The sequence below is a fragment of the Stenotrophomonas sp. STEN023 genome (assembly GCF_056760135.1).
Map to the genome: position 1 here is coordinate 14,240 of NZ_JBRREF010000051.1, position 20,044 is coordinate 34,283.

Sequence of the window (20,044 nt, forward strand, 5' to 3'; positions counted from 1 at the left end):
GAATCTGCCATTGCGCGGCAAGCCGGGTCACGGTGTGCGCGGTGGCATCGGCGGGGGTGTAGAGGTCGGTATCGATGATCAGGTCGGCCAGCTCGCTGTACAGCGGGTCGCGGATGGCGGCCATGGCGTGCAGCACCTGCTCGCGGTCCGGGCGCTGCAGCAGCGGGCGGGTCTTGTCGCGCTGCAACCGCGACAGCTGCGAGGCCACGCTGACCCGCAGGTAGACCACGAACCCCTGCTGGCGGATGCGCTGGCGGTTGTCCGGATCCAGCACGCAGCCGCCGCCGGTGGAGATCAGCTGGCCGCTGCCCTCCAGCAGGCGCGACAGGACCCGCTTTTCATGGGCGCGGAAGCCGGTTTCACCGACGTTTTCGAAAATGGCCGGGATGCTGGAGCCGACGTCTTCGACGATGGCCTGGTCGGCATCCACGAATGCCAGCCCGAAGCGCTCGGCCAGGCGGCGACCGATGCTGGTTTTGCCGGCGCCCATGGGGCCGACCAGGATGAGATTGGGGGCGGGATTCATTGCGGGAAGATGCTAGCACCTCGTGTCAGTGCCTTAACACGGTAGCAGCCAAGCTCGGCTGCTCCACGAATGGTTCGTGGTGCAACCAAGGAGTCGTACATGTCAGTGGCGAAAATCATTGAGGTCAATGCGTCGTCCAAAACCAGCGTCGAGGACGCCGTGCGTAGTGGTATCAAGAAGGTGGCCGAGACGGTCAAGGGCATCCAGGGTGCCTGGATCAACGAAACCAAGGTCGTCACCGATAACGACGGCAATATCACCGAATGGCGGGTCAACCTGCGGATCACCTTCCTGGTGCAATGATCACGCGTTGCGCCCAGTGCTCAGTGCTGCATGCATCTGCAACGGTTCGGCGGCGGCATCGCCGTCGAACCGCTCAACGTCGTTGTTCCGCACGGCTGGCCGGAGTACGTCAGCCCTGCGTGTCTGCCAGTGGCTGCCGCTGTGCGTCCAGGGCAATGACCCGGTCGGCAATGCCGGGCAGGGTGCGTAGCGCCTGCCGGCTGATGCGTTCGTAGAACTGCACGAAACGCTCCAGCTGCGGCCTTGTCATGCTGCTGCGGCCAGGCGATGCCTGCTGCAGCGCCTGCTCCTGCTGCCAGCGCCAATGCGGTACTACCGCGAAACTCGGCGGTTGCAGCATCCACAGCCGGTCAAAACGCCGCCAAAGGGCAGGGTAATGCTCAGCCAGCGCCTGGTTGCACCAGCGCCGCCAGCGACCGTCGGCATCGGCCTCGCGTTCCAGCGCGTTCAAGGGCACCTGCAGCGCATCGTCGGCTTCTGCCGGCGTGCCCAGGAACCAGCCCTCGAACACCAGCAGGTCCAGCGGTTGCTCGATCTTCTTCCACTGTGATTCGGGGACGCGTTCGTCGGCGAGTTTGTCGAAGCGCGGCAACGGGAAGCCTTGCCCGGCCTTGGCGGCATCCAGGGTTGCCATCGCCAGTGCCAGATCGTGGGTGCCCGGCGGCCCGCGTGTGGCGAGCAGGGGATGCACGCGATCGGCGAGCCGCTGTCGTTGGGCGCGGGTCAGGTAGGTGTCATCGATGGAAACGGCTGCGGCACACAGGCCGCGCGTGCGTGCCAGATCCACCACTTGTGCCGCCAGCGTGGATTTGCCGCTGCCTTGCACGCCGCTGATCGCCAGTACTGGCGTACCGTCGGCACTGGCCAGTGCATCATCCAATGCCTGTGCAACCAGTGCCGGCGCGAAGCGGCGTTGGGAAAAACTGTGCGGAACCGGGGACATGCCGCCACAATAGCCCAAACACGTGCCCTAAGAAGCAGGACCATGAGCAATCTTTACGCTGAAGCGCTATCTACTTTCGCCGCATTGTTTGAAGAGGCAAAGGCTGGCAAGGAGGTGGATGCCACCGCGATGACCGTTGCCACCGCCGACATCGATGGCCGGCCGTCGGCACGCACCGTGCTGCTCAAGGCCTTCGACGAACGCGGTTTCGTCTTCTACACCCACCTGGACAGCCGCAAGGGCCGCGAACTGCACGATAACCGTGCTGCGGCGCTGTTGTTCCTGTGGCGCAGCCTGCGCGAGGCCGGTATCCAGGTGCGCATTGAAGGCGATGCACAGTTGGTCTCTGCCGCGGAGTCCGATGCTTATTTCGCCAGCCGTCCGCGCATGAGCCAGATTGGCGCCTGGGCATCGGTGCAGTCACAGCCGCTGGCATCGCGCGAAGCGTTCGAGCAGCGACTGGCCAACTTCGAGGCACGTTTTGAAGGCCGCGATGTGCCGCGCCCGGACGGCTGGGGCGGGGTGCGTGTCGTGCCGCGTCGCATCGAGTTCTGGTACGGCGCTGACTTCCGCCTGCACGAGCGCTGGTGCTACGAGACCGATGCGGCAGGTGAGTGGAGCAAGCGGATGTTGTTCCCGTAAGTCACCGCTGAGCGCCGGCGACCATGCAGTTGATCCCGATCTACCGTGTCACCGTATTCGTGCCGCCCAGCGGGCTTGAGGCGCTGAAGCGGGGCATCCTGGCGGTGGATGATCTGGCCGCCGGCGGTTATGCGCACGGTATGTGGGAATCCGCGCCGGGGCAGGAACAGTTCCGCGTGCTGCAGGGCACGCGCAGCGCCATCGGCGAGACGGGCGAGCTGGTGCGGGTCGCCAGCGTGCGGCTGGAGTTCTGCATTCCACGCGATCCACAACGCATGCAGCGGATTCTGGATGCGGGCATTGCCGTCAATCATCCCTGGAACAGCCCTGCCGTATTCGTCGATACAACGGAGTTCGCCGTAGCATGATTGGCCCGCGTCGCATTGTCTGTTTGACCGAAGAGCCGACTGAAACCCTCTATGCGTTGGGTGAGCAGGACCGCATCGTCGGCATCAGTGGTTTCACCGTGCGGCCGCCCGAGGCGCGCCGCGACAAGCCCAAGGTCAGCGCCTTCACCAGCGCCAAGGTGGGCGAGATCCTCAAGCTCAAGCCCGATCTGGCGATTGGCTTCTCCGATATCCAGGCCGACATCGCCGCCGAGTTGATACGTAACGGCGTGGAAGTGTGGATCGCCAACCACCGCAGCGTGGCCGGCATCATTGACTACATCCGCCGTCTTGGTGGATTGGTGGGTGTGGCAGGGCGTGCCAATGACTATGCAGACGAACTGCAGCGTGGATTGGATGCAATCGCCGGGCAGGCGGCGAAGTTGCCGCAGCGTCCGCGCGTCTATGTCGAGGAATGGGATGAACCCATCATCACCGGTATCCAGTGGGGCGCCGAGCTGGTGGAGATTGCCGGCGGCATCGATGTGTTTCCGGAGTTGTCGCGCGAGCCGCTGGCCAAGGCGCGCATCCTCGCCAATGGTGATCCGGTGGTCGCACGCAACCCGGATATCATCATCGGCTCGTGGTGTGGCAAGAAGTTCCGCCCCGAGCGGGTGGCTGCACGACCGGGTTGGGAGGCAATCAATGCCGTGCGCGACGGCGAACTGCATGAGATCAAATCACCGCTGATCCTGCAGCCTGGTCCGGCAGCATTGACCGACGGCGTGCAGGCGATCGCGCAGATCATCAACCACTGGTCGAAGCGGGCAGGGGCCTTGTAGGAGTGGCGTAAGCCGCGAAGCTGGTGGTGCGGGAAAGGCCGCAAAAGCCTACCCCTCCCCAACCCTCCCCTTTGCTGCGCAAAAGGGAGGGGGCAAGAGCTCAGCCTCTCGGCGCCAAGCCGGTATAACGCGCACGCGGCCGTATCAAGGTGCCCAGTGCCTGCTGTTCCAGCGCATGCGCCAACCAGCCGGTAAGGCGTGCGGTGGCGAACATCACCAGCGCGTGCGCGCCAGGCAGCTCGTGGACGTAGCAGATCGCGCCGAGCATTCCATCGATATTCGGGCGCTGTCCGCTGACTTCCTCGGTGGCAGCCAGAACCGCTTCCACGTGACGCATGCGTGGCAGATCACTGCTCAGCTCACGCAACTGACGTAGTACCTCGGCGCCGCGCGGATCACCATCTGGGTAGAGCAGATGATTGAAGCCGGGCAGTTCGTCACCGCGCCGCCAGCGTTCGGCGATGAAGGCGGCGGGTGACCCACTGGCTTCGGCATCCACCAGCAGGGCATGCGCGCGTGCGGTCGCACCGCCGTGGCGCGGGCCGGACAAGGCGGCCAATCCCGCACTCACCGTGGCATGCAGGTGCGCGCCAGTGGAGGCGACCACGCGCGCTGCAAACGCGGAGACATTCAGTTCGTGGTCGGCGCATAGGACCAGTGCCGAGCGCACCAGTTCGGCGAAGTCCGCATCGCCTGGCATCCAGGCATCAGCGAGCAGGCGATGCACCGGCTGCGCATTCGGCTCGCTACCGACCAGCAGGGCCGCGTTCTGGCGCAGCAGCAGCGCAGCGACCTCGCGGCGTACAGAAGCGGCGGCATTGAGCGATTGGCGTTGTTCCAAGGCCAGTAGCGGGATGCAGGCCATTGCGCGTTCGACTGGCGGCAGGCTGGCATCGAGGGCCAGACTGGCGATGCGAGGTGGCCATGCCGGCAGGGCAGTCGTGCCGAACGGGTCCTGCTCCTCGCAATCCCACAGCAGTCGCGCGATATCTTCCAGCGTGGCGCCGGCCTGCGCGGCAGCCACGGCTGAACGTCCCCGGTAATAGGGCGCATCCGGACGGATCAGCGAGATGCGGGTCTCCAGCACCGGTAGGCCACGATCCAGGCTTTGCGCAGCGCCACGTTCGGCGCCGCGCCCGGCCTGCTTGCGCTGCGCCAGGCGTTCGACTTCCGCCCGCAGGTACACCCGGCTGCGGGCGGATGTGCCCGGGCGCGAGCTGAGTTGGCCGCGGCTGACATAGGCGTACAACGTGGCAGCGCTGATGCCGAGCAGGGCACAGGCTTCACTGGCGGGTATCAGTTCGGGATCGAGGGCGTCTGGCATGGCGTATTCAATAGGTTGATTTATTGAATCAAGATTGATCAATGCATGTGATGGTGACAGATTAAGCGTCACAGCGGAATGGCATGCTCGCCTCCGCCCAGCCACAAGCCAGGAGCCATCCCATGAGTCGTTCTTCCGCCGGCGCTGCATTCCGCGCCGCACTGGCCGCCGAATCCCCCTTGCAGGTGGTTGGCGCGATCAACGCCAACCACGCCCTGCTGGCCAAGCGCGCCGGTTACCGTGCCATCTACCTGTCCGGCGGCGGCGTTGCTGCTGGCTCGCTGGGCCTGCCTGACCTGGGCATCAACACGATGGAAGATGTACTGATCGACGTGCGCCGCATCAGCGATGTCTGCGATCTGCCGCTGATGGTCGACATCGACACCGGTTTCGGCCCCAGCGCGTTCAACATCGCCCGCACGGTGAAGTCGCTGATCAAGGCAGGTGCCGCTGCCTGCCATATCGAAGACCAGGTGGGCGCCAAACGCTGCGGCCACCGTCCGGGCAAGGAAATCGTCTCGCAGGGTGAAATGGTCGACCGGGTGAAGGCTGCAGCTGACGCCAAGACCGACCCGGATTTCTTCCTGATCGCCCGTACCGATGCCATCCAGATGGAAGGCGTGGACGCTGCCATCGAGCGCGCACTGGCCTGTGTGGAGGCCGGTGCCGACGGCATCTTCGCCGAGGCTGCCTATGATCTTGAGACCTATAAGCGCTTCGCTGACGCAGTGAAGGTGCCGTTGCTGGCCAACATCACCGAATTCGGCGCGACCCCGCTGTTCAGTCGCGATGAACTGGCCTCGGCCGGTGTGGCGATGCAGCTGTTCCCGCTGTCAGCGTTCCGCGCGGCCAACAAGGCGGCCGAGAACGTGTACGAAGCCATTCGCCGTGACGGCCACCAGCGTAATGTGGTGGACAGCATGCAGACCCGCGAGGAGCTGTACGACCGCATCGGTTACCACGAATTCGAGCGCAGCCTGGACAAGACGTTTGCTGCGAAGAAGTAATTGATTGGGCTGCAGCAGGCGGCCCTCACCCCCAGCCCCTCTCCCGCAAGCGGGAGAGGGGAGCTAAATCCCGCATCTGATCGAGGTTCACACAATGTCTGAATCCACCGCCGCACCGGCGTTCAAGCCGAAGAAGTCCGTCGCCCTGTCCGGCACCGCTGCCGGCAACACTGCCCTGTGTACCGTTGGCCGCAGCGGCAACGACCTGCACTACCGTGGCTACGACATCCTGGACCTGGCCAACACCAGCGAGTTCGAGGAAATCGCCCACCTGCTGGTGCACGGCAAGCTGCCGAACAAGGCCGAGCTGCGCGCCTACAAGGCCAAGCTGAAGGCGCTGCGTGGCATCCCGGCATCGGTGAAGGCGGCGCTGGAAGAACTGCCGCCGTCGGCGCACCCGATGGACGTGATGCGTACCGGTGTTTCCGTGCTGGGTTGCGTGTCGCCGGAGAAGGACGACCACAATCATCCTGGCGCGCGCGACATCGCCGACAAGTTGATGGCTTCGCTCGGTTCGATGCTGCTGTACTGGTACCACTGGAGCCACAACGGCAAGGTCATCGACGTGGAGACCGACGACGATTCGATCGGCGGCCACTTCCTGCACCTGCTGCACGGCGAGCAGCCGCGCGAGTCCTGGGTCAAGGCCATGCACACCAGCCTGATCCTGTACGCGGAGCATGAGTTCAATGCCTCGACCTTTGCCTGCCGCGTCATCGCCGGCACCGGTAGCGACATGTACAGCGCCATCACCGGCGGTATTGGCGCGCTGCGCGGGCCGAAGCACGGTGGTGCCAACGAAGTCGCCTTCGAAGTGCAGAAGCGCTACGAAACCCCGGACGAAGCCGAGGCCGACATCAAGGCCCGCGTCGAGCGCAAGGAAGTGGTGATCGGTTTTGGACACCCGGTCTACACCGTGTCCGATCCGCGCAACAAGGTGATCAAGGATGTCTCGCGCGAGCTTTCGGCCGAGCAGGAAAACATGAAGATGTACGACATCGCCGAGCGTCTTGAGTCGGTGATGTGGGACATCAAGAAGATGTTCCCGAACCTGGATTGGTTCAGCGCCGTCAGCTACCACATGATGGGCGTGCCGACTGCGATGTTCACTCCCCTGTTCGTGATTGCACGTACTGCCGGTTGGAGCGCGCATATCATCGAGCAGCGCATCGACGGCAAGATCATCCGCCCGAGTGCGAACTACACCGGTCCGGAAGACCAGACCTTCGTGCCGTTGGACAAGCGCGGCTGAGTCCGAAGCGCAGATGATGCGTGATGCCTAAAAGCCCCTCTCCCGCTTGCGGGAGAAGGGTTGGGGTGAGGGGAAGCTTCCAGCACGTACAGCACGCTTCAAGCCCGTAGAAAAAAGCAAAGCAAAGCTGGAACTCAAGCGAAAGCAAGAGCAAGAGCTCCCCCCATCCGCCCTCCGGGCACCTTCCCCCGCAAGCGGGAGAAGGGAAATGCCAGATTTCATGTGTTGTTGTGGGATTGCTGCAATCGCAGGCATCTGCGCAGCGACCCACCGCTGCACCAGCAAGCCCAGACCCTCACAGGCCAGCCATGAATACCGATTACCGCAAACACCTCGCAGGCAGCACGCTCGACTACTTCGATGCGCGCGCCGCAGTCGATGCCATCCAGCCCGGCGCCTACGCCACGCTGCCGTATACCTCGCGTGTGCTGGCCGAGAACCTGGTGCGCCGCTGCAATCCGGCCACGCTCACCGATTCGCTCAAGCAGCTGATCGAGCGCAAGCGTGACCTGGATTTCCCCTGGTTCCCGGCGCGCGTGGTCTGCCACGACATCCTCGGCCAGACCGCATTGGTCGACCTGGCCGGCCTGCGTGACGCCATCGCCGACAAGGGCGGGGATCCGGCCAAGGTCAATCCGGTGGTGCCGGTGCAGCTGATCGTCGACCACTCGTTGGCAGTGGAATGCGGTGGCTACGACCCGGACGCGTTCGCCAAGAACCGCGCCATCGAGGACCGCCGCAACGAAGACCGCTTCCACTTCATCGACTGGACCAAATTGGCCTTCGAGAACGTCGATGTGATTCCGCCTGGCAACGGCATCATGCACCAGATCAATCTGGAGAAGATGTCGCCGGTGATCTACCAGCAGGGCGGGGTGGCCTTCCCGGATACCTGCGTCGGCACCGACAGCCACACCCCGCATGTGGACGCGCTGGGCGTCATCGCCATTGGCGTGGGCGGTCTGGAAGCCGAGAACGTGATGCTTGGCCGCGCCTCGTGGATGCGCCTGCCCGACATCATCGGCGTCAAGCTGACCGGCAAGCCGCAGCCGAACATCACCGCCACCGACGTGGTGCTGGCGATCACCGAGTTCCTGCGCAAAGAACGTGTGGTTGGCGCCTACCTTGAGTTCTTCGGCGAGGGCGCTGCCGCGCTGACCATCGGTGACCGCGCCACCATCTCCAATATGTGCCCCGAATACGGTGCCACCGCGGCGATGTTCTACATCGACCAGCAGACCATCGACTACCTGCGCCTGACCGGCCGCGAGGAAGCGCAGATCGCGCTGGTCGAGAATTACGCCAGGACCACTGGTCTGTGGGCAGACGCACTGGAAACCGCGCAGTACGAACGCGTGCTCGAGTTCGACCTGTCCAGCGTGGTGCGCAACATGGCCGGCCCCAGCAACCCGCACAAGCGTCTGCCGGTGTCGGACCTTGCCGAGCGCGGCATCGCCGACGAAGCCAAGCTGCTCAGCGGCAAGGGCGAGGAAGCCGAGGGCCTGATGCCGGATGGCGCGGTGATCATCGCTGCCATCACCAGTTGCACCAATACCTCCAATCCGCGCAACGTGATTGCCGCCGCGCTGCTGGCGCGTAATGCCAATGCGCGTGGTTTGACCCGCAAGCCGTGGGTGAAGTCATCGCTGGCGCCGGGCTCCAAGGCCGTGCAGCTGTATCTGGAAGAAGCCGGTTTGTTGCCGGACCTGGAGCAGCTGGGCTTCGGCATCGTCGCCTTCGCCTGCACCACCTGCAACGGAATGAGTGGCGCGCTGGACCCGAATATCCAGCAGGAGATCATCGATCGTGACCTGTATGCGACCGCCGTGCTGTCGGGCAACCGCAACTTCGATGGCCGCATCCACCCGTACGCCAAGCAGGCCTTCCTGGCCTCGCCGCCGCTGGTGATCGCCTACGCCATCGCCGGTACCGTGCGCTTCGACATCGAGAAGGACGTGCTGGGTGTGGATGCCGAGGGCAAGGAAGTGCGCCTGAAGGACATCTGGCCAAGCGATGCCGAGATCGATGCGGTAGTGAAGGCAGCAGTCAAGCCGGAGCAGTTCCGTAAGGTCTACAACCCGATGTTCAACCTGCGCGTGGAGCATGGCGAGAAGGTCAGCCCGCTGTACGACTGGCGCCCGCAAAGCACCTATATCCGCCGCCCGCCGTATTGGGAGGGCGCATTGGCCGGTGAGCGCACGCTGCGCGGCATGCTGCCGCTGGCGGTGCTGCCGGACAACATCACCACCGACCATCTGTCGCCGTCCAACGCGATCCTGCTGTCCAGCGCCGCCGGCGAGTACCTGGCCAAGATGGGTTTGCCGGAAGAGGACTTCAATTCCTACGCCACCCACCGTGGCGATCACCTCACCGCACAGCGCGCAACGTTCGCCAATCCCAAGCTGTTCAACGAGATGGTGCGCAATGACGACGGCAGCGTGAAGCAGGGCTCGTTGGCACGGGTGGAGCCGGAAGGCAAGGTCATGCGCATGTGGGAAGCGATTGAAACCTACATGGAGCGCAAGCAGCCGCTGATCATCATCGCCGGTGCCGACTACGGCCAGGGCAGCTCGCGTGACTGGGCCGCCAAGGGTGTGCGTCTGGCCGGTGTGGAGGCGATCGCCGCCGAAGGCTTCGAGCGGATTCACCGCACCAACCTGATCGGCATGGGCGTGTTGCCGCTGGAGTTCAAGCCGGGCACCAACCGCAACACGCTGGGCATCGATGGCACCGAGAGTTACGACGTGATCGGTCTGCGTACCCCGCGCACCGATCTGACCCTGGTCATCACCCGTCGCAACGGCGAAGTGCTGAAGGTGCCGATGACCTGCCGCCTGGATTCGGACGAGGAAGTGGCGATCTACGAGGCCGGCGGCGTGCTGCAGCGCTTCGCGCAGGATTTCCTGGAGGGTACACAGGTAGCGTGAGCAGGACCTGGGGCTTTGCTGATTCGTGGTCTGGCGTCGTCGCCGCAGGTTGTATACCTGTCGTGGCGGCTGCCTGGCCGAGCATGCCGCGGTGTGGTGGGAATCGCGACGGATGGGCTGTGTCAGTCGTCGTTTGACAGATGCTCACAGCTTGCACTTGAATCAGGACGCCCCTTTCATGCCCGGACTCTCATGACGCTTGCGATACCACGTTGCCTGTTGCTGTCCTTGCTCGTGCTGTTGGGTACCTGCGCCTGCGCAACAGGTGGGCATGGCACGCGCAACCAGCAGGACCTCATCCAGGGCGCATTCCAGTCGCCCGACAAGATCTATCTGCTCGGGGATGCGCGCGATTACGAGATCAAGCCTGAGGGCTTTGCCGCCTATCAGGCATTGGCGCAAAGCCCGCTGAAGGATGCGGTGCTGTGTGGTGGGATGGAGGCCAATCTGTGGTTCGGGCTGGATGCGGGCGCGCCCCAGATTTTCGGCCGTTACATGCTGTTGCTTGATGCCGCGCGGATCACGCCGGCCCAAGCCGAGACGTTCCGGCTGACGTCGCTGCAGGTGGATACCCGCACGCCCATGCGCGACCAGCCCTGGGCCTATCGCGTCGCCGCTGATCCGCGCTGCGAATTGCCGACGGGGCAGCTGCAGTTGTACAGCGCGACCTTTGAAGGCAACGGGCGCGTGGTGCAGCTGCAGGATCGCGAAGCCTTGCTTGCTGCATCGGCTCTGCCGCAGCCACTGCGGCTGAAACTGCGGTTGGAAGGACGTGCGCTGGAGCAGTCCGGTCCGCTCGACTCGGTGGGCGCGGTGGTTACCGCGCCGATCTATCTGCTTGGCATCCTTTTCAGGACAAAAAGCCTGTAACTGTGGCCTGGCATGGCCTGCAGGACAGTTGACCAAATTGATCGTTGTTGAAGATTGGAGATGAGATGAGCACCACGCTGCCCCCCCAGATCAAGATCCCGGCAACCTACATGCGCGGCGGCACCTCCAAGGGTGTGTTCTTCCGCCTGGAAGACCTGCCGGCCAGCGCACAACAGCCGGGTCCGGCACGTGACCATCTATTGCAACGGGTAATCGGCTCGCCAGATCCCTATGCCAAGCACACCGATGGCATGGGCGGGGCCACCTCCAGCACCAGCAAGTGCGTGATCATCTCGCCCAGCAGCAAGCCCGACCACGATGTGGATTACCTGTACGGGCAGGTGTCGATCGACACCGACTTCGTCGACTGGTCCGGCAATTGCGGCAACCTGTCGACCGGTGCTGGCGCGTTTGCGCTGCACGCCGGCTACGTGGATCAGGCACGCGTGCCCGAGAACGGCATCTGCGCGGTGCGCATCTGGCAGGCCAACATCAACAAGACCATCATCGCCCACGTGCCCATCACCAACGGCCAGGTGCAGGAATCCGGTGATTTCGATCTCGATGGCGTTACCTTCCCGGCAGCGGAAATCGTGCTGGAGTTCATCGACCCGGCCGATGAGGGCGAAGGCGAGGGTGGTGGCGCGATGTTCCCCACCGGCAACCTGGTCGACGAGCTCGATGTGCCTGGGGTCGGCAAGCTGCAGGCGACCATGATCACCGCCGGCATCCCCACGGTTTTCATCAATGCGACGGATATCGGTTACACCGGTGCCGAGTTGCAGCCGGCCATCAATGAGGACAAGGCGGCACTGGCAAAGCTCGAAGCGATCCGCGTTGCCGGCGCCCTGCGTATGGGCTTGATCAAGACGCCTGAAGAAGCACTCAAACGCCAGCACACGCCCAAGGTTGCCTTCGTGGCGCCGCCGCAGGATTACCTGTCCAGCGGCAGCAAGCAGATCCACGCCGCCGACATCGACCTCAACGCCCGCGCCATGTCGATGGGCAAGCTGCACCACGCGATGATGGGCACCGCCTCGGTGGCCATCGCCACGGCAGCGGCAGTGCCGGGCACGCTGGTCAACCTGGCCGCCGGTGGTGGTCAGCGTGATGCGGTGCGTTTCGGCCACCCCTCCGGCACGCTGCGCGTTGGTGCCGCGGTCGCCCTGGTCGATGGCCAATGGACCGTCACCAAGGCGGTGATGAGCCGCAGTGCACGCATCCTGATGGAAGGTTGGGTGCGCGTGCCGGGTGGGGCCTTCTAAGCCCTAGCCGTGTCCTTGGCAGCACGGACTGCAGCAGAAAAGGGCCGCTGGGATCAGCGGCCCTTTTCTTTCTTCCAGTGTCGAAGACTCACACGGATCAGGTGTAGCGCGGCGGACGACCTTCCAGACAAATCGTCTGCAAAAGGCGCATCGCTACACAAGCCCTTACAACCGGCTGGTTATACTCGGGCGATCTGCGGGAGGACGCCATGGGTAACAGGATGTTGAAGCGTATGCGTTGGGCTGCGGCCGCCTTGGTGGCGCTGGCCCTGGTTGCAGGATGCAGCAGGAACGAAACCGGGCAGCTGCCCGGGGCCAGTGGTGAGGCGATCCAGACCAAGCAGGAAGAGGTCAAGGGCTTCGCCATGCTGCGCGCCTACCCGGACCAGAAGAGTGGTGACGGCCTTGCGCTGGCGGTGGAGTTCTCGCGCCCGCTGGTCGGCACCCAGGATTTCGACAAGCTGCTGCGCTTCGAGGAGAAGGTCGGAAACGAGGACAGCAGCTGGTCACTGTCCGATGACGGCAAGACCCTGCGCTATCCCTATGTGGAGGCGGCCAAGGAATACACGCTGATCATCTCGGCAGACCTGCTGGCCGCCGACGGCAACCGGCTGGGCACGGAAGTGAAGCAGAAGGTCTTCACTGGCGAGCTGGATCCGGCGGTGGGCTTCGCCTCGCAGGGCAGCGTGCTGCCGTCCAAGGAAAGCCGCGGTCTGCCGGTGGTCTCGGTGAACGTGCCCGAGGTGGACGTGGAGTTCCTGCGCGTGCGCGAAAAGGATCTGCCCGCCTTCTTCAGCCAGTACCAGCGCGGCGGTCGCCGCGGCAGTTGGGAGCTGGACAGCGAGTACAGTGACAAGACCCCGCTCAGCCAGCTGGCCGAGCCGGTTTACGTCAACCGCTTCGTGCTTGGTGGCAAGCAGAACGAGCGGGTGCTGACCTATCTGCCAATCCAGGACGTGAAGGAGCTGCAGCAGCCCGGCCTGTACTTCGCGGTGATGAAGCGCACCGGCAGTTTCGACAACGAGTTCGATACCTCGTTCTTCACCGTCAGCGACATCGGCCTGCATACGCGTGCCTACAAGGACAAGCTGTTCGTCCATACCGCCTCGCTGGCCGATGGCGCAGCGGCCAAGAAGGTCGACCTGAAGGTCATCGACGGCAAGGGCGAGGTCATCCTCCGTGGCCAGACTGACGGCAACGGCAATGCGCTGCTCAACTACACGCTGGATGCCGCCCATGTGCTGGTCGCCAGCAGCGGCAGCGATACCACCATGCTGCCGTTCAACCAGCCAGCGCTGGACCTGAGCGAGTTTGCGGTGGCCGGGCGCCAGAACGCCAATTTCGACGTATTTGCCTGGTCAGGACGTGACCTGTACCGCCCGGGCGAGACCGTGCGCATATCCGCGCTGCTGCGCGACAACGACGGCAAGACCCTGGCCGGGCCGGCCACCGGCGGCCAGCCGGTGTTCCTGCGGCTCAAGCAGCCGGACGGCAAGACCTTCCGCGAGACCCGTCTGCAGCCGGGCGAGCAGGGCTACTTCGCGTTCGAGCAGACCATCCCGGCGGAAGCACCCACCGGGCGCTGGACCGTCGAGTTCCGTACCGATCCAGCCAGCAAGGAAGCGGTGCAGGGCATGACCCTGCGCATCGAGGAATTCCTGCCTGAGCGCATGAAGCTTGACCTGGACAGCGCGCAGAAGACGCTGAAGCCGGGTGAGGCGCTGAAGCTGCAGGCCGATGCAGCCTATCTGTATGGCGCGCCGGCAGACGGCAACCGCTTCACCGCGCGTCTGGCTGTGGCGGTCGAACAGCATCCGGTCGAGTCGATGCCGGGCTGGTTCTTCGGTGACCCGACCGTGCAGCTGCCGCGCGAAGCCAATGATGTGATCGACACCACCCTGCCCAAGGACGGCAAGCTGCGCGAAGACGTTGCGTTGCCGGCCGAGGCGGGCAAGGCCACCACCGTGGCAGCGCTGCTGTCCGGCAGTGTCTACGAAACTGGCGGTCGTACCGTTACCCGCACCTTGAAGCGGGTGATGTGGCCGGCCCCGGCGCTGGTCGCCGTGCGTCCCTTGTTCAACGACGCCGATGGCGCCGACGCCAACGCCAATGCCCGCTTCGAACTGATGCGGGTGGATGCCGACGGCAAGCCGCAGCCGGCCAAGGGCCTGAAGATCACCTTGGTGCGCGAGCTGCGCGACTACCACTGGACCTATACCGACAACCGTTGGGACTACGACTTCACCCGCCGCTTCGAGAACAAGGAAACCCGCACCGTCGATGCCGGTGCCACCTCGACCCGGTTTGATTTCCCGGTGGAGTGGGGCGAGTACCGGGTGGACGTGTTCGATCCGGCCACCGGCCTGACCATGCGCTATCCGTTCCGCGCCGGTTGGAGCTGGGACGATCAGAACCGTGGGTTGGATGCACGGCCTGACAAGGTCAAGCTGTCGCTGGACAAGACCGCTTATCGCGCAGGCGACACCGTCAAGGTCACGCTGACTCCGCCGCATGCCGGCCGTGGCGTGCTGATGGTCGAAAGCGATCGCATGCTGTACGTGCAGGACATCGATGCCAAGCCGGGCAGTACCTTTGAAATCCCGGTGACCAAGGACTGGGAGCGGCACGATGTCTACATCACCGCGCTGGTGTTCCGTGGCGGCAGTGCGCCCAGCAAGATCACCCCGGCGCGTGCCGTCGGCGTGGCGCATGTGCCGATGGATCGCCGCGACCGGCGGGTCGCGGTCGGCCTGATCGCGCCCAAGCAGATGCGCCCGGAACAGCCGATGACGGTCACCGTCAGCGCGCCTGAGCTGGCCGGCAAGCCGGCGCACGTCACTGTCTCGGCGGTCGACGTGGGCATCCTCAACATCACCCGTTTCCCGGTACCGGATGCGCCTGGGCACTTCTTCGCGCAGCGTCGGTTGGGCGTGGATGCCTATGACATCTATGGCCGCGTGATCGAGAGTTTCGAGGGTGACAGCGGCAAGCTGAAGTTCGGCGGCGACATGGCCTTGGCGGCCTTGCCGCAGGCCAAGCGGCCGACCGCGCGGGTGCAGACCGTGGACCTGTTCTCAGGTCCGGTTGCGCTGGATGCCAAGGGCAATGCGCGGGTGCAGCTGCAGGTGCCGGATTTCAACGGCACGCTGCGCGTGTCGACGATGGTCTATTCGGCCGACCGCTACGGCAACCGCGATGTGGAAACGCTGGTGCGTGCGCCGATCCTGGCCGAAGCCAGCATGCCGCGGGTGATGGCACCGGGCGACCGCAGCACGGTCACCCTCGACGTGCAGAACTTCACCGGCAAGGCCGGCGAGTTCAACGTGCGTGTGGACGGTGAAGGCCCGCTCGGCATCGGCGAATCGACCCGCACGGTGCAACTGGCGGCGGACGCCAAGAGCACGCTGAGCTTCCCGCTGAGCGCGCAGGAAGGCTATAGCGTGGCCAAGGTGCGGGTGCGCGTTGATGGCAATGGTTTCAAGGTGGACCGCCGCTACGACCTGCCGGTGCGTGCGGCGTGGCCATCGGTACTGCGCTCGCAGACCCGCACGCTGGATCCGCTGGCGCCGATCACTCTGGACAGCAGCTTTGCCAATGGGCTGATGGGCGGCTCGGTCAATGCGCGCATGCTGGTCAGCGCCTTGCCGCCGATTCCGTTCGCATCGGCCCTGCAGGGCGCCTTGAACTATCCCTACGGCTGCGCCGAGCAGACCACCAGCAAGGGCTATGCGGCGCTGATGCTGGATGAGGCCACCTCGGCAATGCTGGGTGCCGATGGTCTGGACGCCAAAGTGCGCCGCGAGCGCATGGAAGGCGCGTTCGGGCGCTTGGCCTCGATGCAGGTGTCCAATGGCAATTTCTCGATGTGGGGCGATGACGACTACATCAACCCGGCGCTGACGCCGTACGTCGCCGAGTTCCTGCTGGACGCCAAGGACGCCGGCTTCGCGGTGCCGGAAAACGTGCTGCAGAAAGCGTTGAACCGTATCAGCGAGGACCTGCTCAGCGGCGGCAACCAGTTCTACGGAAGTGATAGCCGCGATGGCCTGAAGTTCGCCAACCAGGCCTATTCCGGCTATGTGTTGGCACGGGTAAACCGCGCGCCGCTGGGCACGCTGCGCACGCTGTGGGACAACGAGCGCAGCAAGGCGGTGACCGGCCTGTCGCTGGTGCATCTGGGCGCGGCCTTGGCGATCCAGGGTGACAGCAAGCGTGGCCAGGCAGCGATTGCCGCAGGCTTCGCCAAGTCCACCGCGAGCCGTCCGGAGTACTTTGGCGACTACGGCACCCGCCTGCGCGATGAGGCCTTGATGATCGCGTTGTTGCACGAGCGTGGCCTGTCCAAGCCGGAGTACGACGCGCGCGTGATTGATCTCGGTCGTACATTGGATGTGCGCCGTGGCAGTGGTTTGATGTGGCTGAGCACGCAGGAGCAGGTGGCGCTGGCGCGTCTGGGCAAGGCCTTGATGGCCAACCAGAAGAAGCTGGTATCCGGTGAGCTGGCAGTCGGCGACAAGGTTGAGGACATCAGTGCACGCAAGGCCTTTGGCCGTGTCTTCGACATGGCGCAGCTGGCGCAGGGCGTGCGGTTCTCGCCGCAGGGCGAGGCACCGATGTTCGCCAGCCTCGACGTTGCCGGCATTCCGCGCCAGCCGCCGGCACCGGACAACAGCGTGATCGGCATCGAGCGTTCCTGGTTCGGCACCGACGGCAAGCCGTGGACGCCGCGTCCGTTGAAGGAAGGCGAGGCACTGATCGTGCGCCTCAGCGTCACCTCCAACTCGAACATGCCCGATGCATTGCTCACCGACCTGCTGCCGGCTGGCCTGGAAATCGAGAACTTCAATCTCGGCGATGCCAAGCAGTGGGCCGACGTGGTGGTGGGTGAGGTCAAGGTGAGTGACCGCTCCAGCGCCGCCGACGTCAAGCACGAGGAGTTCCGCGACGACCGCTATGTGGCCGCATTGAAGCTGTCGCGCGGCAGCACCGCGCACGTGTTCTATCTGGTGCGTGCGGTCACCCCGGGTACCTACATGGTGCCGCCGCCGTTGGCCGAGGACATGTACCGTCCCGACATGCGTGGCGTTGGCCGCTCCAACCCCAGCACCATCACGGTGGTGCAGCCTTAGTCGCGGCGTCAGGCAGCGGCTCCCGCTCCCTCCCTTTGCCGAAGGCAAGGGGAGGGCTGGGGAGGGGTAAGCTCTTCCGCGGCCAAGCCGTTCGGCCCCAGCTCCACAGGCAATGTCTGAAGAATCATCCCCATTGAAAACGCACGCGTCCCGGCTGAAACACGTTGGCCCCCGCGTGCGCGCCGTCCTTAAGTTCCGCAACCTGCGCTGGGCAGTTGCCGCCCTGCTGACGCTGCTGCTTGTGCTGGACCTTGCATTCCCTCCACCCCTGCCGAAGTCGCGCGATACCAGTACGCTGGTGGTGGCGCGTGACGGCACGCCGCTGCGAGCCTTCGCCGATGCCGAAGGCGTGTGGCGATACCCGGCCGACGCAAAGACCATCTCGCCGCTGTATCTGCAGGCTTTGTTGACCTACGAGGACCGCTGGTTCTGGCGCCACCCGGGCATCAACCCGTGGGCGCTGGCGCGCGCGGGCAAGCAGATGCTGCTGGAGCGACGCATCGTCTCCGGCGGCTCGACCCTGACCATGCAGGTCGCGCGCATCCTCGACCCGCATACACGCACGCCCTGGGGCAAAGTGAAACAGTTGCTGCGCGCGCTGCAACTGGAAGTACACCTGAGCAAGGCGCAGATCCTCGACCTGTACCTGGAACGCGCGCCCTATGGTGGCACCATCGAAGGCGTGGAAGCGGCCAGCTGGGCCTATCTGGGCAAGTCGGCCACGCATCTGTCGCAGGCTGAGGCCGCGTTGCTGGCAGTATTGCCGCAATCCCCGAGCCGGCTGCGCCCTGATCGCCATCCCGAGGCCGCGCAGCGTGCCCGCGACAAGGTGCTGGCACGCATGGCCGAGCTCAAGGTGTGGTCGGCCGATGATGTAGCCGACGCACGCATCGAGCCGGTGGTCGCGCGCTCACTGCAACAGCCTCTGCATGCCGCCTTGCTGGCACAGCGCATGCGCAGCACCTATCCGCGTGTGCCGCAGATCGAAACGAGCATCGACAGCGGTCTGCAACGTACGCTGGAAGAGCGTGTTTCCTCGTACTTCTCACAACTGCCGGAGCGCACCTCGGCCGCGCTGTTGGTGATGGACAACAACACGTTGGAGGCACGCGCCTATGTCGGCTCGGTCACCTTCGCCGACAAGTCCCGACTCGGCCATGTGGACATGGTGCAGGCATGGCGCTCGCCGGGTTCAACGCTCAAACCGTTCCTGTATGGCATGGCCCTGGACGACGGGCTGATTCATTCGGAAAGCCTGATCGTCGATGCGCCGCAGAGCTTTGGCGGCTACCGTCCCGGTAACTTCGATGCTGCATTCAATGGGCCGGTCGGTGCTGCTACTGCCTTGCGCTTGTCCTTGAACGTGCCGTCGGTGGATCTGCTGGACCGGGTTGGCCCTTCGCGGTTTGCTGCACGGTTGGGCAATGCCGGCATCAACCTGCGTTTTCCGCATGGCACCCAGCCGAGCCTTGCCCTGATCCTTGGTGGCACCGGTGCACGGCTGGAGGATCTGGTCGGTGCATTCTCGGCCTTGAACCGCGAAGGTATCGCCGGTCGCGTGCGCTACACGCCGAAAGACCCACGCATCGAGCGGCGGCTGGTTTCACCGGGCGCGGCGTGGATCGTGCGTGATGTGCTCGAATCCAATCCGCGTCCCGGTTACGGAGTAGGCACGTTCGATACCGGCAACCGACCGCGCGTTGCATGGAAGACTGGCACCAGCTACGGCTACCGAGATGCCTGGGCGATCGGCAGCACTCGCTCCTACACGGTCGGCGTCTGGGTTGGTCGTCCGGATGGCACGCCGTTGCCTGGCCAGTACGGCGCGGTGACGGCCTTGCCGCTGATGTTCGAGGTTATCGACAGCCTGCCGCGCCAGGCCGCTGACAACGCAGTGCGGGCACGGCCAGACAGCGTCAGCGAGGTCGAGATCTGTTGGCCGTTGGGCATCGCCGCCGAGCAGACGCCAGCAGCGATGTGCCAGCGCCGGTTTCCTGCCTGGGCGTTGGACGGCGTGGTGCCACCAAGCTTCCCGGAGCGCGAGGCGCGGTTATGGCAATCCGGGCGCATGCGTTTCCAGGTGGATGCGAAGACCGGCCAGCGGCTATCGCCCGGTTGCGAAGGCCATCCGCAGATCGAGGATCGCGAGATCGCGCGCTGGCCAGCGATGGCCTCGCCATGGCTGACCGCGGCGCAACGGCAGGCGCAAAGCCTGCCGCCTCTGGCAGCGGACTGTGCCGATGACGGTCGGCAATCGGATGGGGTGCTGCATATCGAAGGCTTGAATGATCTGGCCACGCTGGCGCGACCGCCCGGCGCACAGCATGGCCCGCGCCTGCAGCTGCGCACCCTGGGTAGCGAATCCACGATTGAATGGCTGCTCGACGGCCGCTGGATAGCGCAGACCCAGGGCACCCGCAGCTTCACCCGCGACTTCGATGATGCCGGCGAGCACACCCTGACCGCTCTGGCAGCCGACGGCAGCTGGACCCGCGTACGCTTCCGCGTAGCGAACTAAGGGGCGCATGTAGTGCCGAGCCATGCTCGGCAGAAGCTTTCCCGATGATGCTTGTAGGAGCGGCGTCAGCCGCGCAGCTGATAGTGGATAAGATTTCAGGGCAGCGCCGGGGTTTGGAAATGTAGGCGTTGCCGGCGGCGCCCCCCCCCCCAAAAACACACAAAAAGGGG

13 protein-coding genes and 1 pseudogene are annotated in these 20,044 nt (G+C 64.7%); 11 read left to right on the forward strand and 3 right to left on the reverse strand.

Annotated elements, in window-relative coordinates; genetic code table 11:
* Window positions 1–4: 4 nt before the first annotated feature.
* A pseudogene (locus ACVOLV_RS14525) lies at window positions 5–526 on the reverse strand (shikimate kinase); the annotation flags it as partial.
* Between the two features lie 99 nt (window positions 527–625).
* Here ACVOLV_RS14525 and ACVOLV_RS14530 point away from each other — a divergent pair.
* Window positions 626–829, forward strand: coding sequence for a dodecin family protein (locus tag ACVOLV_RS14530; protein WP_481555011.1), 204 nt, complete (start codon window positions 626–628; stop codon window positions 827–829).
* A gap of 109 nt (window positions 830–938) precedes the next feature.
* On the opposite strand, the gene ACVOLV_RS14535 is transcribed toward ACVOLV_RS14530, so the two are convergent.
* The gene (locus tag ACVOLV_RS14535; protein ID WP_481555012.1) at window positions 939–1,772 is read right to left on the reverse strand and encodes a kinase; all 834 of its coding nucleotides are present in this window, start codon (window positions 1,770–1,772) and stop codon (window positions 939–941) included.
* On the opposite strand from ACVOLV_RS14535, the gene pdxH reads away from it, so the two are divergent.
* From pdxH to ACVOLV_RS14550, 3 genes are read left to right on the forward strand one after another with little or no spacing between them, the layout of a single operon-like run.
* Window positions 1,755–2,414, forward strand: coding sequence for a pyridoxamine 5'-phosphate oxidase (pdxH, locus tag ACVOLV_RS14540; RefSeq protein ID WP_481555013.1), 660 nt, complete (start codon window positions 1,755–1,757; stop codon window positions 2,412–2,414). The genes ACVOLV_RS14535 and pdxH overlap by 18 nt on opposite strands.
* Before the next feature lie 23 nt (window positions 2,415–2,437).
* Window positions 2,438–2,782: a YqfO family protein gene (locus ACVOLV_RS14545; RefSeq protein WP_481555014.1), complete on the forward strand. Its 345-nt coding sequence runs from the start codon at window positions 2,438–2,440 to the stop codon at window positions 2,780–2,782.
* Window positions 2,779–3,582: a cobalamin-binding protein gene (locus ACVOLV_RS14550; RefSeq protein ID WP_481555015.1), complete on the forward strand. Its 804-nt coding sequence runs from the start codon at window positions 2,779–2,781 to the stop codon at window positions 3,580–3,582. The genes ACVOLV_RS14545 and ACVOLV_RS14550 overlap by 4 nt, the downstream gene beginning before the upstream one ends.
* A 100-nt stretch (window positions 3,583–3,682) precedes the next feature.
* Here the strand turns inward: ACVOLV_RS14550 and ACVOLV_RS14555 are convergent, their stop codons facing one another.
* Window positions 3,683–4,906, reverse strand: coding sequence for a citrate/2-methylcitrate synthase (locus ACVOLV_RS14555; protein WP_481555016.1), 1,224 nt, complete (start codon window positions 4,904–4,906; stop codon window positions 3,683–3,685).
* 122 nt (window positions 4,907–5,028) lie between these two features.
* On the opposite strand from ACVOLV_RS14555, the gene prpB reads away from it, so the two are divergent.
* The 7 genes from prpB (at window position 5,029) to pbpC (ending at window position 19,874) form a co-directional block, all read left to right on the forward strand.
* Window positions 5,029–5,913 (forward strand): methylisocitrate lyase, encoded by an 885-nt coding sequence (prpB, locus tag ACVOLV_RS14560; RefSeq protein WP_282265849.1) that lies wholly within the window; start codon window positions 5,029–5,031, stop codon window positions 5,911–5,913.
* Between the two features lie 94 nt (window positions 5,914–6,007).
* Window positions 6,008–7,165 (forward strand): bifunctional 2-methylcitrate synthase/citrate synthase, encoded by a 1,158-nt coding sequence (gene prpC, locus ACVOLV_RS14565; RefSeq protein WP_481555017.1) that lies wholly within the window; start codon window positions 6,008–6,010, stop codon window positions 7,163–7,165.
* A 308-nt stretch (window positions 7,166–7,473) separates the two neighbouring features.
* Window positions 7,474–10,092, forward strand: coding sequence for a Fe/S-dependent 2-methylisocitrate dehydratase AcnD (gene acnD, locus ACVOLV_RS14570; RefSeq protein ID WP_481555018.1), 2,619 nt, complete (start codon window positions 7,474–7,476; stop codon window positions 10,090–10,092).
* Window positions 10,093–10,107: 15 nt separating this feature from the next.
* On the forward strand, window positions 10,108–10,962 hold the full coding sequence (locus ACVOLV_RS14575; protein WP_481555019.1) for a hypothetical protein: 855 nt from the start codon (window positions 10,108–10,110) through the stop codon (window positions 10,960–10,962).
* Window positions 10,963–11,027: 65 nt separating this feature from the next.
* Window positions 11,028–12,227, forward strand: a complete 1,200-nt coding sequence (prpF, locus tag ACVOLV_RS14580) for a 2-methylaconitate cis-trans isomerase PrpF (RefSeq protein ID WP_481555020.1) — start codon at window positions 11,028–11,030, stop codon at window positions 12,225–12,227.
* 209 nt (window positions 12,228–12,436) lie between these two features.
* The gene (locus ACVOLV_RS14585) at window positions 12,437–17,356 is read left to right on the forward strand and encodes an alpha-2-macroglobulin family protein (protein WP_481555021.1); all 4,920 of its coding nucleotides are present in this window, start codon (window positions 12,437–12,439) and stop codon (window positions 17,354–17,356) included.
* Window positions 17,357–17,468: 112 nt separating this feature from the next.
* On the forward strand, window positions 17,469–19,874 hold the full coding sequence (gene pbpC, locus ACVOLV_RS14590) for a penicillin-binding protein 1C (protein WP_481555022.1): 2,406 nt from the start codon (window positions 17,469–17,471) through the stop codon (window positions 19,872–19,874).
* The last annotated feature ends 170 nt before the right edge of the window (window positions 19,875–20,044 follow it).

Bases quoted from the DNA above. Each gene is read 5' to 3' on its own strand.
- ACVOLV_RS14555 (WP_481555016.1), bottom strand. From the start codon at position 4,906: ATGCCAGACGCCCTCGATCCCGAACTGATACCCGCCAGTGAAGCCTGT.
- prpF (WP_481555020.1), top strand. From the start codon at position 11,028: ATGAGCACCACGCTGCCCCCCCAGATCAAGATCCCGGCAACCTACATG.
- ACVOLV_RS14550 (WP_481555015.1), top strand. From the start codon at position 2,779: ATGATTGGCCCGCGTCGCATTGTCTGTTTGACCGAAGAGCCGACTGAA.
- acnD (WP_481555018.1), top strand. From the start codon at position 7,474: ATGAATACCGATTACCGCAAACACCTCGCAGGCAGCACGCTCGACTAC.
- ACVOLV_RS14545 (WP_481555014.1), top strand. From the start codon at position 2,438: ATGCAGTTGATCCCGATCTACCGTGTCACCGTATTCGTGCCGCCCAGC.
- ACVOLV_RS14585 (WP_481555021.1), top strand. From the start codon at position 12,437: ATGGGTAACAGGATGTTGAAGCGTATGCGTTGGGCTGCGGCCGCCTTG.
- prpC (WP_481555017.1), top strand. From the start codon at position 6,008: ATGTCTGAATCCACCGCCGCACCGGCGTTCAAGCCGAAGAAGTCCGTC.
- ACVOLV_RS14530 (WP_481555011.1), top strand. From the start codon at position 626: ATGTCAGTGGCGAAAATCATTGAGGTCAATGCGTCGTCCAAAACCAGC.
- pbpC (WP_481555022.1), top strand. From the start codon at position 17,469: ATGTCTGAAGAATCATCCCCATTGAAAACGCACGCGTCCCGGCTGAAA.
- ACVOLV_RS14535 (WP_481555012.1), bottom strand. From the start codon at position 1,772: ATGTCCCCGGTTCCGCACAGTTTTTCCCAACGCCGCTTCGCGCCGGCA.
- prpB (WP_282265849.1), top strand. From the start codon at position 5,029: ATGAGTCGTTCTTCCGCCGGCGCTGCATTCCGCGCCGCACTGGCCGCC.